Annotated in this window: 2 protein-coding genes; both read left to right on the top strand. The window is 70.8% G+C overall.

Features of this window, described 5'->3' with window-relative positions; translation table 11 throughout:
• Nucleotides 1–79 precede the first annotated feature (79 nt).
• Nucleotides 80–10,195, top strand: coding sequence for a type I polyketide synthase (locus tag J2Z30_RS32500; protein ID WP_209468934.1), 10,116 nt, complete (start codon nucleotides 80–82; stop codon nucleotides 10,193–10,195).
• Nucleotides 10,196–10,220: 25 nt separating this feature from the next.
• Nucleotides 10,221–16,963 (top strand): type I polyketide synthase (locus J2Z30_RS32495; RefSeq protein WP_209468933.1); only part of this gene is annotated, 6,743 nt, incomplete at its 3' end.

The raw sequence follows: 16,963 nt of genomic DNA, 5'->3' as shown, positions 1-16,963 counted from the left end.
GCGCGCCCCCGTCCCCGGAAGTTACCGGCCGAAGGCTTTCCACCCCTGTCCGGGGTGCTCAGAGGAGTGACAAGAAGCGGTGAGTGAGACCAAGCTGCGCGACTACCTCAAGCGCGCGACGGCCAGCCTGCACGAGACCCGTGAAGAGCTGAAGGAACTCAAGGACAGGGACCGGGAACCCATCGCCATCGTCGGCATGGGGTGCAGATATCCCGGTGGGGTGGCGTCGCCCGAGGACCTCTGGGAGCTGGTGGCCTCGGGCACCGACGCCATCTCCACCTTCCCCGTGGACCGGGGATGGGACGAGGACCTGTACGACCCCGACCCGGAGCAGGTGGGCAAGAGCTACACGCGTGAGGGCGGGTTCCTGCACGACGCGAACGGCTTCGACGCCTCGTTCTTCGGCATGAGCCCGCGCGAGGCGCTGGCGACCGACCCGCAGCAGCGGCTGCTGCTGGAGACCTCGTGGGAGGCGCTGGAGCGGGCGGGCATCGACCCGGCGTCCGCGCGTGGCAGCCGGACCGGCGTGTTCGTCGGCGTGATGTACAACGACTACGGCTCCCGCATCCAGTCGATCCCCGAGGGCCTCGAAGGCCACCTCGGCAACGGCAGCGCGGGAAGCGTCGCCTCCGGCCGCATCTCCTACACCTTCGGCTTCGAAGGCCCCGCGGTGACCGTGGACACGGCGTGCTCCTCGTCGCTCGTGGCGCTGCACCTGGCCGTCCAGGCGCTCCGCAAGGGCGACTGCTCGCTGGCGCTCGCCGGCGGCGTGGCCATGATGGCGACGCCGGGCGTGTTCATCGAGTTCAGCCGACTGCGCGGACTCGCCGTGGACGGACGCTGCAAGTCCTTCTCGAACGACGCGGACGGCACCGGCTGGGCCGAGGGCGCCGGTGTACTGCTGCTGGAGCGGCTGTCCGACGCCCAGCGCAACGGACACCGGGTGCTGGCCGTCGTACGCGGCGCCGCCGTCAACCAGGACGGCGCGAGCAGCCGGTTGACGGCGCCCAACGGCCCCTCGCAGCAGCGGGTGATCCGTGACGCGCTGCGCAACGCGGGCGTGTCGGCGGCCGACGTGGACGCGGTGGAGGCACACGGCACCGGAACGCCGCTGGGTGACCCGATCGAGGCCCAGGCGCTGCTGGCCACCTACGGCAAGGAGCGCGCCGGAACGGACCGGCCGCTGTGGCTGGGCTCGTTCAAGTCCAACGTGGGGCACACGCAGGCGGCCGCGGGCGTGGGCGGCGTCATCAAGATGGTGATGGCGATGCGCCACGGTGTGCTGCCGAAGACCCTTCATGTCGAGGAGCCCTCGGAGCACGTGGACTGGTCGGCGGGGGCGGTGTCGCTGCTGACCGAGTCCACCCCGTGGCCGGAGACGGGCGACTCGCGCAGGGTCGGTGTGTCCTCGTTCGGTGTGAGCGGGACGAACGCGCATGTGATCCTGGAGCAGGCCCCGGAGGCCGAGGCGACCGAGGCCGCTGAGACCGAGGTTGCCGAGGGCCCGGTGGCCTGGGTGGTGTCGGGCCATGGCGCGGAGGGGCTGCGGGCACAGGCCGGGCGGCTGTGGGAGTACGTGGCCGAGCGCGCCGAGCTGGGCGCCGCCGATGTGGCGCGGTCGCTGGTGACGACCCGATCGGTGCTGGATCACCGGGCGGTCGTGGTGGGCCGGGACCGGAACCAGCTGCTCGCCGGACTGGACGCCGTCGTGGACAAGTCCGCTCTGCCGGGCGTGGTGGTGGGCGAGAGCGCGCCTCCCGGTCGTTCGGTGTTTGTGTTCCCGGGGCAGGGGGCGCAGTGGGTGGGTATGGCGGTGGGGTTGCTGGAGTCTTCGCCGGTGTTCGCGGAGGCGGTTGGTGAGTGTGAGTCGGCTCTGTCTGAGTATGTGGACTGGTCGTTGACGGATGTGTTGCGTGGGGTTGCGGGTGCTCCCGGTTTTGACCGGGTGGATGTGGTGCAGCCTGTTCTTTTCGCGGTGATGGTGTCGCTGGCGAAGTTGTGGCGTTCGGTGGGTGTGGAGCCGGATGCGGTGATGGGGCACAGTCAGGGTGAGATCGCTGCGGCGTGTGTGGCGGGTGCGCTCTCGCTGCAGGACGCCGCGAAGGTGGTGGCGTTGCGGTCGCAGGCGATCGCGGCGGGTCTTGCCGGACGTGGTGGCATGGTCTCGGTCGGCCTGTCGGTCGACCAGGCCAGGGAGCGCATCGCCGCCTGGGATGGCGCGATCTCGGTCGCGGCGGTCAACGGGCCCGGCTCGGTCGTGGTCTCCGGTGACCCGGGCGCGTTGGATGAGATGGTCGCGCGGTTGGAGGGCGAGGAGATCCGGGTCCGTCGGGTTCCGGTGGACTACGCCTCGCATTCGGCACACGTGGAGGCCATTCGCGAGGAGCTGCTGGAGGTTCTGGCGGACTTGGCGCCGCGTTCGTCGGAGGTGCCGTTCTACTCGACGGTGTCCGGTGAGCTGGTGGATACGGCTGGGCTGGACGCGGAGTACTGGTATCGGAACCTGCGGCAGACGGTTGAGCTGGAGTCCACGACGCGCACCCTGCTCGATGACGGGCATGGTGTGTTCATCGAGGTGAGCCCGCATCCGGTGCTCACCGTTCCCGTTCAGCAGACGGTGGAGGCCGCCGAGGCCCAGGCCGTGGTCGTCGGCACGCTGCGGCGCGACGAGGGGGGCCTGGAGCGGTTCCTGACCTCCGCCGCCGAGGTGTTCGTGCGTGGCGCCGAGGTGAACTGGGCCACCGTGCTGGAGAACTGGGGTGGCCGGCGGGTCGAGCTGCCGACGTATGTCTTCCAGCGTGAGCGTTACTGGCTTGACGCGCCCGCGGGTGTGGGCGATGTGGGCTCGGTGGGACTGGGCTCGCTGGGACACCCGTTGTTGGGTGCGGTCGTGTCGTTGGCCAGCGGTGGCGGGGTGCTGCTGAATGGGCGGCTGTCGTTGGCCACGCATGGGTGGCTGGCGGATCACGCCGTGCATGGGATCGTGCTGCTGCCGGGGACGGCCTTCGTCGAGTTGCTGGTGCAGGCGGGGGACCAGGTCGGCTGTGGCCGGGTTGAGGAACTCGTCCTGGAGGCGCCGCTGATCCTGCCCGAGCAGGGGGGCGTCCAGATCCAGGTCGAGGTGGGCGAGGCGGATGCCTCCGGCTTCCGCGAGGTGAGTGTGTTCTCGCGGGAGGAGGCGGAGGGCGAGGGCGCCGTATGGACGCGGCATGCCCGTGGTGTGCTCGCGCCGATGGAAGGTGCCCGCGGCGCTTCCTCTTCCTTTGACTTTGGTGTGTGGCCTCCGGTGGGGGCTGAAGTTGTTGATGTGTCGGGTGAGTATGTGCGGGCTGCGGAGAACGGGTTGGAGTACGGGCCTGTTTTCCAGGGGTTGCGGCGTGCGTGGCGGCGTGGGGGTGAGGTGTTCGCTGAGGTTGGGCTTCCGGAGGAGGAGTGGGAGCGGGCGGGACAGTTTGGTTTGCATCCGGCGTTGTTTGATGCCGCGTTGCATGCGATGGGTGTGAGTGAGGGTCTGGCGGGCGGTTCGGGGAGTTTGCTGCCGTTTTCGTGGCGTGGGTTTGCGTTGGATGCGGTGGGTGCGACGGCGCTGCGGGTGCGGTTGGCGTCGGTGGGTGTGGGGTCGGATGCGGTGTCGGTGTGGGTGGGGGATGAGTCGGGGCGTGGGGTGGCGTCGGTTGAGTCGTTGGTGTTGCGGCCGGTTGACGCGGATCAGTTGAGTGCGGTGGGTGGGGTGGCGCGGGATGCGTTGTTCCGGGTGGAGTGGGTGGATGCGCCGGGGGTTGTGGTTGCGGGTGGTGAGGTCGCGGCGGGGGTTGAGGTTGTGCGGGTGGTGGCTGGTGGTGTGGATGTGGTGGGTGAGGTGTATGGGCGTGTGTTTGAGGTCTTGGAGCGGGTGCAGGGGTGGTTGGCGGATGAGGACCGTGAGGGTGAGCGGTTGGTGGTGGTGACCTGCGGTGCCGTTGACGCGGGCGAGGGCGTGGCGGATATGGCCGGGGCGGCTGTGTGGGGCCTGGTGCGGTCCGCGCAGGCGGAGAATCCCGGGCGTCTGGTGCTGTTGGACACCGATGACGTCGACGGCGTCGAGGGTGTGCTTCCCGGGGTGCTCGCTCTGGGTGAGGAGCAGGTGGTCGTACGGTCGGGCGCGGTCCGGGTACCGCGTCTGGGCCGGTCGCTGCCCTCGGGGGACGCTTCGGAGTCGGGGGTGTTCGGTTCGGGTGCGGTGTTGGTGACGGGCGGCATGGGTGTGCTGGGCGGCCTGGTGGCCCGGCACCTGGTGGCCGGGCACGGTGTGGACAAGCTGGTGCTGCTCTCCCGTCGTGGTGCGGAGGCTGAGGGCGCTGCGGAGCTGCGGGCTGAGCTGGAGGCGGCGGGCGCTGAGGTGTTGATCGAGGCGTGTGACGCTGCCGATCGTGAGGCTCTGGCCGGGGTGCTGTCGGGGTTGCCGGACAACTTCGCCCTGAGCGGTGTGGTGCATGCGGCGGGTGTGCTCGATGACGGGTTGTTGACGTCGTTGACGCGTGGGCGGGTTGAGCCGGTGTTGCGGGCGAAGGTGGACGCGGCCTGGAATCTGCATGAGCTCACTGCCGGGCTGGACCTGTCGGCGTTCGTGCTGTTCTCGTCGGCCGCTGGTGTGTTGGGTGGTGCGGGGCAGAGTAACTATGCGGCGGCGAATGTGTTCCTGGATGGTCTGGCGTCGTGGCGTCGGGCTCAGGGGTTGTCGGGTGTGTCGATGGCGTGGGGTCTGTGGGCCGAGGCCAGCGGCATGACCGGACACCTCGGCGAACGGGACCTGCGCAGGGTGTCGCGTACGGGTCTGGTGCCGCTCTCCTCCGAGGAAGGGCTCGAACTGTTCGACGCGGCTCTCGTCTCGGATGAGATCGTGCCGGTCCCGGTGCGGCTGGACATCCCGGCGCTGCGTGCGCAGGGCGCCGAACTCCCCGCCGTCTTCCGCAAGGTCGTGCCCAGCGCGCCGGCGCGCCGTACGGCACGCTCGGAGCAGAGCGAAACCCTTCCCGACGAGCTGCGTCGGCGCCTCGTGGGTCTGCCCCGGACGTCCCAGGACCAGATGCTGCTGGAGCTGGTCCGTACGCAGACGGCGGCGGCCCTCGGGCACGCCACCCCCGAGACCGTCAACACACGACGGCCGTTCAAGGAGCTCGGCTTCGACTCGCTGATGGGCGTCGACCTGAGGAATCGGCTCACCGCGGAGACCGGTCTGCGGCTGCCCGCCACGCTGGTCTTCGACTATCCGACTCCGATGGCACTCGTCGGCCACATCCGCGACGAAATCCTGGGCGGCGAGAGCGCCACTTCGTCGGCGGGCGCGGCGCTGGCGGCCGCGTCGGACGCGGCGGTGGACGGCGACCCCATCGTGATCGTGAGCATGAGCTGCCGCTTCCCGGGGGGTGTGCGGACACCTGAGGAGCTGTGGCACCTGGTCATGGCGGGCACGGACGCGATGTCCGAGTTCCCGTCCGACCGTGGATGGGACCTTGAGCGCCTGTACGACCCGGACCCCGACCGGGAGGGCACGTACTACGCCAAGAACGGCGGGTTCCTCTACGACGCCCACCAATTCGACCCCGGCTTCTTCGACATGAGCCCGCGCGAGGCGCTGGCGACCGACCCGCAGCAGCGGCTGCTGCTGGAGACCTCGTGGGAGGCGTTCGAGCGGGCCGGTATCGACCCCGTGACCAAGCGGGGCAGCCGGTCCGGTGTGTTCGTGGGCGTGATGTACAACGACTACGGCACCCGGTTGCGGAACGTCCCCGAGGGCTTCGAGGGGTCCCTGGGCAGCGGAAGCGCCGGAAGCGTGGCCTCCGGCCGTATCTCGTACACCCTCGGCCTCGAGGGGCCCGCGGTGACGGTGGACACGGCGTGCTCGTCGTCGCTGGTGGCGCTGCATCTGGCGGCGCAGGCGCTGCGCCAGGGCGAGTGCGACTTGGCGCTCGCCGGTGGCGTCTCGGTGATGTCGTCGCCCGGTGCGTTCGTGGAGTTCAGTCGCCAGCGTGGGCTTTCCCCCGACGGCCGCTGCAAGCCGTTCGCGAACGCCGCGGACGGCACGGGCTGGTCCGAGGGCGTGGGCATGCTCCTGCTGGAGCGGCTCTCCGACGCCCGGCGCAACGGCCACGAGGTGCTGGCGGTCGTCCGGGGCTCGGCGGTCAACCAGGACGGTGCGTCCAACGGTCTGACGGCGCCGAACGGCCCGTCGCAGCAGCGGGTGATCCGGCAGGCGCTGGCGAGCGCCCGTCTGTCGGCGGCCGACGTGGACGTCGTGGAGGCGCACGGTACGGGTACGACGCTGGGCGACCCGATCGAGGCGCAGGCGCTGCTGGTGACCTACGGGCAGGGTCGGCCCGATGGCGAGCCGCTGCTGCTGGGCGCGCTCAAGTCGAACATCGGCCATACGCAGGCCGCGGCAGGTGTCGCCGGAATCATCAAGATGGTGATGGCGATGCGGCACGGGAAGTTGCCGCGGACATTGCACGTGGATGAGCCGTCGCACGAGGTGGACTGGTCGGCGGGCGAGGTGCGGCTGCTGACCGAGGCGACGGAGTGGCCCGAGACCGGGCATCCGCGCCGGGCCGGTGTCTCCGCGTTCGGCGTGAGCGGCACCAACGCCCACACCATCATCGAGCAGGCCCCGCCGGTTGAGGATGAGGCCGGGACGAGCCCGGTTTCCGACGGTGACAGTGGTGTGGCCGCATGGCTGCTGTCGGGGCGTGGCGCGGACGCGCTGCGGGCCCAGGCGGCACAGCTCAGGGCGTTCCTCATGGAGCGGGCCGAGTTGAGCGCGCTGGACGTCGGCCATTCGCTGGTGGCGACGCGGTCGATGTTCGAGCACCGTGTCGTGGTGTCGGGCGCGAACCGTGCGGAACTCCTCGCCGGGCTCGAGGCCGTCGCGGCCGGAGAGGTCGCCCCGGGAGTGATTCAGGGCGTCGCGAACGCGTCGGGTCCGAGGGCGTTCTTGTTCTCGGGCCAGGGTGCGCAGCGTCTGGGCATGGGACGGGAGCTGTACGAGGAGTTCCCGGTGTTCGCCCAGGCGTTGGACGAGGTGTGCGCTCAGCTGGACGGGCAGCTCGACCGCCCGCTCCGGGAGGTCATGTTCGCGGCCGAGGGCAGCGAAGACGCCGAGCTGCTGGACCGGACGGCGTTCACCCAGCCCGCGCTGTTCGCCGTCGAGGTGGCGCTGTTCCGGCTGCTGGAGCACTGGGGCGTCACTCCGGATGTGGTGATCGGCCACTCGGTGGGCGAGGTCACCGCCGCGTATGTGGCGGGGGTGTTCTCGCTGGCGGACGCGTGCGCACTGATCGCGGCGCGTGGCCGGTTGATGCAGGCGCTGCCGGAGGGTGGCGCGATGGTGGCGGTGCAGGCGTCGGAGGAGGAGATCGCTCCGTCGCTGGCCGGTCGTGAGGCCGAGGTGAGCATCGCGGCCGTCAACGGTCCGACGGCCGTGGTCATCGCCGGTGATGAGGGAGCGGCGCTGGAGATCGCCGGGCAGTGGGCGGAGCGGGGGCGTAAGACGCGGCGGTTGCGGGTCAGCCACGCGTTCCACTCGCCGCGCATGGAAGCGATGCTGGACGATTTCCGCAAGGTCGTCGAGGGGCTGACGTTCGCCCCGCCGGCCATCGCGCTGGTCTCCAACCTGACCGGTCAGCCGGCGGGCGCGGACGATGTCTGCTCGGCGGACTACTGGGTGCGGCATGTGCGGGAGGCCGTGCGGTTCGCGGACGGGGTACGGGCCCTGGAGAAGCTCGGGGTGACCTCGTTCCTGGAGGTGGGCCCGGACGGTGTGCTCACCGCGATGACGCAGGACTGCCTGGTGGCGGACGCGGGGTCGGCTTCGGCCGTGGTACCCGTCCTGCGCAAGGACCGCCCCGAGGCTCAGGCGCTGACGGCGGCGCTGGCCGAACTGCATGTCCATGGTGTCGCGGTCGGCTGGGAGCAGGTCTTCGCCGGGCGTGGCGCACGGAAGGTGGAGCTGCCGACGTACGCCTTCCAGCGTCAGCGCTACTGGCTGGAGGACCGCGCGGAGTCGTCGGGCGGTTCCGGCGCGGTGGACAGTGTGGACGCGCGGTTCTGGGACGCGGTGGAGCGCGAGGATCTGGAGGCGCTGGCGGAGGCGCTGGACGTCGATGGGGATGGTTCGCTGGGCGAGTTGCTGCCCGCGCTGTCCTCGTACCGCCGTCAGCAGCGCGAGCGGGCCACGGTGGACGGCTGGCGCTACCGGGTCTCGTGGAAGCCCGTCCCGGAGGTGGCTGCTGGTCCGCTGTCCGGTACGTGGCTGCTCGCGGTGCCCGCCTCGCTCGCGGACAGCGAGACCACCCGGACGATTTCCCAAGCGCTCGAGAAGTCCGGTGCCCGTGTCGTACCGGTGGCGGTTGACACCGACGCGGACCGCGACGGGCTGGCTCGGGCACTGCTCGCCGCGGTCGACGGCGAGTCCGATGTCCGCGTGCTGTCGTTGCTCGCGCTGGACGAGGAGCCGTACGCCGGGGAGCCGGTGGTCGCGTCCGGACTCGCACTGACGTTGTGGCTGGTGCAGGCCGTGGCGGGGCTGGGCATGCGTGTTCGGCTGTGGTGTGCCTCGCGGGGCGCGGTGTCGGTGGGGCGTTCCGACCGGCTGGCGAGTGCCGCGCAGGCGCAGGTGTGGGGGCTCGGCGGCGTCGCGGCCCTGGAGCACCCGCAGATCTGGGGCGGTCTCGTCGATCTGCCCGAGACGCTGGACGAGCGCGCGGTGTCGCGGCTGGTCGGGTTGCTGTCCGTGGAGGGCGGCGAGGACCAGGTCGCGGTGCGTGGCTCGGGTGTGTTCGCCAAGCGGCTCACGCGGGCCTCGGCGCCGGAGGCCACGGACGCCGATGGCTGGCGTGCGAGTGGTTCGGTGCTGGTGACCGGTGGTACGGGCGGGCTCGGTGGCCATGTGGCCCGGTGGCTGGCGCGTACGGGTGCCGGGCATCTGGTGCTGACGAGCCGTCGTGGCATGGAGGCCGAGGGTGCCGCCGAGCTGAAGGCGGAGCTGGAGGGGCTCGGCGCCCGGGTGACGGTGGTGGCGTGTGACGCGGCCGACCGGGAGGCGCTGGCCGCAGTACTGAACGGGCTTCCGCGGGAGTTCCCGCTGACCGCCGTGGTGCACACCGCCGGTGTGCTCGATGACGGCGTCCTCGACGCGCTGACGGTGTCACGGGCGGCCGGTGTGTTGCGCCCGAAGGTGGACGCGGCGCGGAACCTGCATGAGCTGACCGCCGGAATGGACCTGTCGGCGTTCGTGCTGTTCTCCTCGGCGGCGGGCACCATCGGCGGTCCGGGTCAGGGCAGCTACGCGGCGGGGAACGCCTACCTCGACGCGCTGGCGCTGCGGCGGCGCGCGGACGGCCTTCCGGCCACGTCCATCGCCTGGGGCGCCTGGGCCGGGAGCGGTATGGCGGTCGACGGGGAGCTCGAAGAGCAGATGAGGCGGGGCGGCATGGCCCCGATGAACCCCGAATTGGCGATCTCCGCGCTCCAGCGGGCCCTAGACCTCGACGAGACCTTCCTCCTCGTGGCCGATGCCACCTGGGAGCGCCTCGCGGCCGAGCTGGGAGGGAACCGGCCGGCACCGCTGCTGGCCGAGCTGACCGAGACGCAGCGGCCCACCGCCTCGCCGGTGCCCGCTGACCCGGCGGCGACCGAGTCGGCGGCGTCGGAGCTGCGCGCGAGCCTGGAGGCGCTGCCCTCGGCGAAGCGTCAGCGTAATCTCCGCAAGCTGGTGCGTCAGCATGTGGCCGCCGTCCTGGTGCACGCGACCCCGGATGCCATCGAGAACGATCGCTCGTTGACCGAGCTCGGCTTCGACTCGCTGACCGCCGTTCAGCTGCGCAACCGGCTGGGTGCGATCACCGGCCTGGATCTGCCGACCACGTTGGCGTTCGACTACCCGAATCTCACCGCACTGGCCGCGCATCTGGAGACGGGCATGTTTCCGCAAGGCGGTGGGGCTGAGCAGAACAACCCGGAAGAGGACCGGATACGCGAGGCGTTGGCCGCCATTCCGCTCGCGCGTTTCCGCGAAGCCGGACTCATGGACACCCTGCTCGAACTCGCTCACCTGTCGGAGAGCGGTTCTGAGTCGGCGCCGCAAGAAGAGATGAGTAGCGCGGTCGACACGATGGATGTCGATGACCTCGTCCAGAGGGCTCTGGGCGGCGCTGACCTTTGATGTTGTTGGAAGTGTGGAGCTACTGATGGCTACGTCCTCCGAAAGAGTTGTCGAAGCGCTGCGCGCTTCCCTGCGCGAAAACGACCGCCTCAAGCTGCAGAACCAGCGTCTGGTCTCGGCCTCGAAAGAGCCCATCGCCATTGTCGGGATGAGCTGTCGTTTCCCCGGGGGTGTGCGCACCCCCGAGCAACTCTGGCAACTCGTCGCGGATGGCGTCGACGCCATCTCCGAGTTCCCGACCGACCGCGGCTGGGACAACGAGTCGCTGTACCACCCGGACCCGGACCATTCGGGGACGAGTTACACCCGTGAGGGCGGCTTCCTCTACGACGCCGACGAGTTCGACCCGCAGTTCTTCGGAATGTCCCCGCGTGAGGCGCTGGCGACCGATCCGCAGCAGCGGCTGCTGCTGGAAGCCTCGTGGGAGGCGTTCGAGCGGACCGGGATCGATCCCGTCTCCCTGCGCAGCAAGCCGGTCGGGGTCTTCGTCGGCACGAGTGGCCTGGACTACGCGACCCACCTCTACGAGGTCGGGGGTGAACTCGAGGGCTATCTGACGGGCAGTGCGGCCAGCGTGGTGTCGGGCCGCATCTCCTACACCTTCGGCCTCGAAGGACCGGCCGTCACGGTGGACACGGCCTGTTCGTCGTCGCTGGTGGCGCTGCATCTGGCGATCCAGGCGCTGCGCCAGGGCGAGTGTGAGCTGGCGCTCGCCGGTGGTGTGTCGGTCATGTCGTCCCCCGGTTCGTTCATCGAGTTCAGCCGGCAGCGCGGGCTGGCGATCGACGGCCGGTGCAAGCCGTTCGCGGAGGGCGCGGACGGCACGGGCTGGTCCGAGGGCGTGGGTCTGCTGCTGGTCGAGCGGCTGTCGGACGCGCGGAAGAACGGCCACCCGGTGCTGGCGATCGTCCGAGGTTCGGCGGTCAACCAGGACGGTGCGTCCAACGGTCTGACGGCGCCCAACGGCCCGTCCCAACAGCGCGTGATCCGGCAGGCGTTGGAGAGCGCGGGATTGTCCGCGGCCGAGGTGGACGCGGTCGAGGCCCACGGCACGGGTACCACGCTGGGCGACCCGATCGAGGCGCAGGCGCTGCTCGCCACCTATGGTCAGGGTCGGTCCGAGGGGCAGCCGCTGTGGCTGGGTGCCATCAAGTCGAACATCGGCCACACCCAGGCCGCCGCGGGTGTCGCCGGAATCATCAAGATGGTGATGGCCATGCGGCACGGCACCCTGCCGAAGGTCCTGCATGTGGATGAGCCATCGCGGCAGGTGGACTGGTCGGCGGGTGAGGTGCGGCTGCTGACCGAGGCCACCGCGTGGCCGGAGACCGGGCAGCCGCGCCGGGCGGGCATCTCCTCGTTCGGGCTGAGCGGGACCAACGCCCACACCATCATCGAGCAGGCCCCGGCGGCCTACCCTGAGGGGCAGCAGGAGGCGGCGGCCCCTCAGGGCGGCGAGGCTCGGCAGCCCGCCGTTCTGTCGTGGCTGGTGTCCGGAAAGAGCGCGGAGGCGCTCTCCGCCCAGGCGAGCCGGCTCCACGCCCATGTGAGTGCCCATCCCGAGTCGGCGCCGACCGATGTGGCCTTTTCCCTGGCCACCACCCGTTCGGTCTTCGAGCACCGCGCGGCCGTGGTCGCCGAGGACCGAGACGGCCTTCTCCGCGGTCTGGAGGCCCTGGCTCAGGGCGAGAACACGGCCCAGGTCGTCCAGGGTGTGGCGCGCGTCGAGGACACGCTCGCGTTTCTCTTCTCGGGCCAGGGTGCGCAGCGTCCGGGCATGGGGCGGGAGTTGTACGCGGCGTTCCCGGTGTTCGCCGAGGCGCTGGACGAGGTGTGCGCGCATCTGGATGTGGTGCTGGACCGTCCGTTGCGGGAGGTGGTGTTCGCGGCGGAGGGGAGCGCGGATGCCGAGCTGCTGGACCGGACGGCGTTCACCCAGCCCGCGCTGTTCGCGGTCGAGGTGGCGTTGTTCCGGCTGCTGGAGCACTGGGGTGTCACCCCGGATGTGGTGATCGGCCACTCGGTGGGCGAGATCGCGGCCGCGCACGTGGCGGGCGTGTTCTCGTTGGAGGACGCCTGCGCACTGATCGCGGCCCGGGGACGCCTGATGCAGGCGCTGCCCGAGGGTGGCGCGATGGTGGCGGTGCAGGCGTCGGAGGAGGAGATCGCGGGCTCGCTCGCGGGCCGCGAGGCCGAGGTGAGCATCGCCGCCGTCAACGGCCCGACCTCCGTGGTCATCGCCGGTGACGAGGCCGCTGTGCTGGAGATCGCCGGACAGTGGGAGCAGGAGGGCCGTAAGACCCGTCGGCTGCGGGTGAGCCATGCCTTCCACTCGCCGCGCATGGACGCGATGCTCGACGACTTCCGGCGCGTCGTGGAACGTCTGTCGTTCGCTTCGCCCTCCATCGACCTCGTCTCCAACGTCACCGGCAAGGTGGCGGACGCGGAGGTGCGCTCGCCGGAGTACTGGGTGCGCCACGTCCGTGAGGCGGTGCGGTTCGCGGATGGCGTGCGGGCGCTCGAAGCGCAGGGCGTGACCACGTTCCTCGAAGTGGGCCCCGACGGTGTACTCGCGGCGATGACGCAGGACTGCCTGGCGGCACGTGCCGAGTCCGACCCGTCGCCCGTGGTCGTGCCGGTTTTGCGCAAGGACCGTCCGGAGGCCGTGGCCCTGACCACGGCGCTGGCGCGGCTGCATGTGCACGGCTCCGTTGTCGACTGGCAGTCGGCGTTCAACGGCCTTGAGACCAGCAGGATCGATCTGCCGACCTACCCGTTCCAGCGTCAGCGCTACTGGATCGAGAAGTCCGCCGACGCGGCCGGAATCGACGCCGGTATCCGCGATGAGGTGGATGCGTGGTTCTGGCAGGCCGTGGAGCGCGAGGATCTCGAATCGCTCGCGAGGACGCTCGACTTCGATGACGAGGCGACGCTGGGCGCCGTGCTGCCCGCGCTGTCGGCGTACCGGCGCAGCAGCCGTGAGCAGTCCACGATTGATGGCTGGCGTTATCGGGTGTCGTGGAAGCCGGTTGGGGATGTGGCCGGTGGGTCGTTGTCGGGGACGTGGCTGGTGGTGGTTCCGGCGTCGTGTGCCGGGGATGAGTTGGTGGCGGGGGTGGTCTCCGGGCTTGGGCGGCATGGCGCGGGTGTGGTGTCGCTGACGGTGGACGAGGGGGACCTGGACGCCGAGGCGCTGGCGGAGCGGCTGCGTAAGACGGTCGCCGACGCGCCTGATCTGGGTGGTGTGTTGTCGCTGCTGGCTCTGGACGAGGAGCCCTGCCCCGGGCGTCCCGCGCTGTCCAATGGCTTTGCTTCGACGTTGACGCTGGTGCGGGCGTTGGTCGAGGTGGGTGTCGAGGCGCTGTTGTGGTGTGCTTCGCGGGGTGCGGTGTCGGTGGGGCGTTCGGACCGCCTGGCTGGTGTGGTGCAGTCGCAGGTGTGGGGTCTGGGCCGGGTGGTGGGGTTGGAGCACTCGGCGGTGTGGGGTGGTCTGGTGGATCTGCCCGAGGTGCTGGACGACCGTGCGGTGGGCCGGTTGGTGGGTGTGCTGTCCGGCGGGAGCGCTGAGGACCAGGTCGCGGTGCGCGGTTCGGGAGTGTTCGTACGCCGGCTGACGCGGTCGGCCGGGTCGGCTGCCGACGGGACGGCGTGGCGGGCGCGTGGCACGGTGCTGGTGACCGGTGGTACGGGTGCGCTGGGCGGTCAGGTGGCCCGCTGGCTGGTGCGCGACGGTGCTGAGCATCTGGTGCTGACCAGCCGTCGTGGCATCGAGGCGCCGGGCGCGCCTGAGCTGCGTGAAGAGCTCGAAGCGCTGGGCGCACGGGTGACGGTGGCGGCATGCGACGTGTCCGATCGGGACGCCCTGGCCGCGGTGCTGGACGCCGTCCCGGAGGAGCTTCCGCTGAGGGCGGTCTTCCATGCGGCGGGTGTGGAGCAGGCTGCCGAGCTGGCGGGGATGAGTCTGGCGGACGCCGCCTCGGTGGTGTCCGGGAAGGCGGCCGGTGCCGGGCATCTGGACGCGTTGCTGGGCGACCGTGAGCTGGATGCCTTCGTGGTGTTCTCCTCGATCGCGGGTGTGTGGGGCAGTGGTGGTCAGGCCGCGTACGGTGCGGCCAACGCCTATCTGGACGCGCTGGTGGAGGACCGCCGTGCCCGGGGTCTCGCCGGTACGGCCGTGGCCTGGGGCCCCTGGGCCGAGGGCGGCATGGCGACCGCGGAAGGGATGGAAGCAGAGCTCGTCCGCCGTGGCCTGGCGGTCATTCCGCCGACGCTGGCCCTTGCCGCGCTGCGGGGAGCGGTCGCGGGTGACGACGGTGTGCTGACGGTCGCCGATGTGGACTGGGAGCGATTCGCCCCCGTGTTCACCTTGGAGCGCCCGAGCCCGTTGATCAGCGATCTGCCCGAGGTCCGGAGGGCACTCGACAGCGCGGGCTCGTTCGCCCGGACAGGCGATGCGTCCACGGGTCTGCGGGCACGGCTGGCCGGGCTCACCGAGGCCGAGATCGACCGGACCCTGCTGGAACTCGTGCGGAGTCAGGCCGCGGCGGTTCTCGGCTTCGCGGGTGCGGAGGTCGTAGAGCCGGGGCGGGCGTTCAAGGAGCTGGGTTTTGACTCGCTCACGGCGGTGGAGTTCCGTAACCGGCTGAACGTGGAGACCGGGCTGGTGCTTCCGGCCACGCTGGTCTTCGACTACCCGAGCGCCACGGTGCTGGCCGACCATCTGCGTGCCGAGGTGCTGGGGACGCGGGGTGCGGTGGCGGCGCCGTCGGCGGTGGTGGCCCCGGCCGATGGTGACCCGATCGCGATCGTCGGGATGAGCTGCCGCTTCCCCGGCGGTGTCGGAAGCCCCGAGGAGCTGTGGCAGCTGGTGGCCGGCGGTGGCGACGCCATCTCCGACTTCCCGTCCAACCGCGGGTGGGACGTGGACGGGATGTATGACCCGGACCCCGAGCGGCTGGGCACGTTCTACTCGCGCGAGGGCGGCTTCCTGCACGAGGCGGGCGAGTTCGACGCGGGCTTCTTCGGGATCTCGCCGCGTGAGGCCCTTGCCATGGATCCGCAGCAGCGGCTGCTGCTGGAGACGTCCTGGGAGGCGTTCGAGCGGGCCGGTATCGCTCCCATGTCCGTGCGTGGCCGGCAGATCGGTGTGTTCGTGGGCGCCGCGACCTCGGGCTACGGAGTCGGGCACGACGGCGCGGCCGGGGAGCTGGAAGGGCAGATCCTGACCGGCAACGCGACGTCGGTCGTATCCGGTCGCATCTCCTACACGCTGGGTCTGGAGGGGCCCGCGCTGACGGTGGACACGGCGTGCTCGTCGTCGCTGGTCGCCCTGCACCAGGCCGCGCAGGCGCTGCGCCAGGGCGAGTGCGAGATGGCGCTCGCCGGTGGTGTGACGGTAATGGCCACACCCGGCGCGTTCGTGGAGTTCAGCCGTCAGCGCGGTCTTGCCCCCGACGGCCGGTGCAAGCCGTTCGCGGACGCGGCGGACGGCACGGGCTGGTCCGAGGGCGTGGGCATGCTCCTGGTGGAGCGGCTGTCCGACGCTCGGCGCAACGGTCACGAGGTGCTGGCGATCGTGCGGGGCTCGGCGGTCAACCAGGACGGTGCGTCCAACGGTCTGACGGCGCCCAACGGCCCCTCCCAGCAGCGGGTCATCCGCCAGGCCCTCGCCAACGCCGGAGTACCGGCCACCGAGGTGGACGTGGTGGAGGCACACGGTACGGGTACCACGCTTGGCGACCCGATCGAGGCGCAGGCGCTGCTGGCCACGTACGGCCAGGAGCGGCCGGAGGGCCGTCCGCTCTGGCTGGGCGCGCTCAAGTCGAACATCGGCCATACGCAGGCCGCCGCCGGTGTCGGCGGAATCATCAAGATGGTGATGGCGATGCGGCACGGGGTGCTGCCGCGGACGCTGCATGTTGACGAGCCGTCGCATGAGGTGGACTGGTCGGCGGGTGAGGTGCGGCTGCTGACGGAGGCGACGGAGTGGCCCGAGACCGGGCATCCGCGCCGGGCGGGTATCTCCGCCTTCGGCGTCAGCGGGACCAACGCGCATACCATCATCGAGCAGGCCCCGGCAGCGGACGAGGCGGAGCCCGCCCCGGCGGCCCCGGCCGACGATCAGGGCATCGTGCCCTGGGCGCTTTCCGCCCGGAGTGCGGAGGCTCTGCGTGCGCAGGCCGAGCGGCTGCGGTCGTATCTGCTGGAGCGTGTCGAGCTGGGCGCGCTGGATGTGGGCTACTCGCTGGTGGCCTCGCGCTCGGTGCACGAGCACCGCGCGGTGATCTCGGGTGCGAACCGAACGGAACTGCTGCGTGGCGTCGAGGCCGTCGCGACCGGTGACCTGGGCCCGGGAGTGGTGCGGGGCGTCGCGACGCCATCGGGCCTGACGGCGTTCCTGTTCTCGGGCCAGGGTGCGCAGCGGCTGGGCATGGGGCGGGAGTTGTACGACGCCTTCCCGGTGTTCGCCCGCGCCCTGGACGAGGTGTGCGCGCATCTGGATGTGGTGCTGGATCGTCCGTTGCGGGAGGTGGTGTTCGCGGCGGAGGGGAGTGCGGATGCCGAGCTGCTGGATCGGACGGTGTTCACTCAGCCTGCGCTGTTCGCGGTTGAGGTGGCGTTGTTCCGGTTGCTGGAGCACTGGGGTGTGATTCCGGATGTGGTGATCGGTCATTCCATCGGTGAGATCGCCGCCGCGTATGTGGCGGGGGTGTTCTCGTTGGAGGATGCCTGCACGTTGGTTGCGGCGCGCGGTCGTTTGATGCAGGC

Origin of the sequence: Streptomyces iranensis (genome assembly GCF_017874715.1) — a bacterium.
In the GTDB taxonomy this organism is placed as follows: domain Bacteria; phylum Actinomycetota; class Actinomycetes; order Streptomycetales; family Streptomycetaceae; genus Streptomyces; species Streptomyces iranensis.
This window is presented reverse-complemented; position numbering and strand designations above follow the sequence as displayed.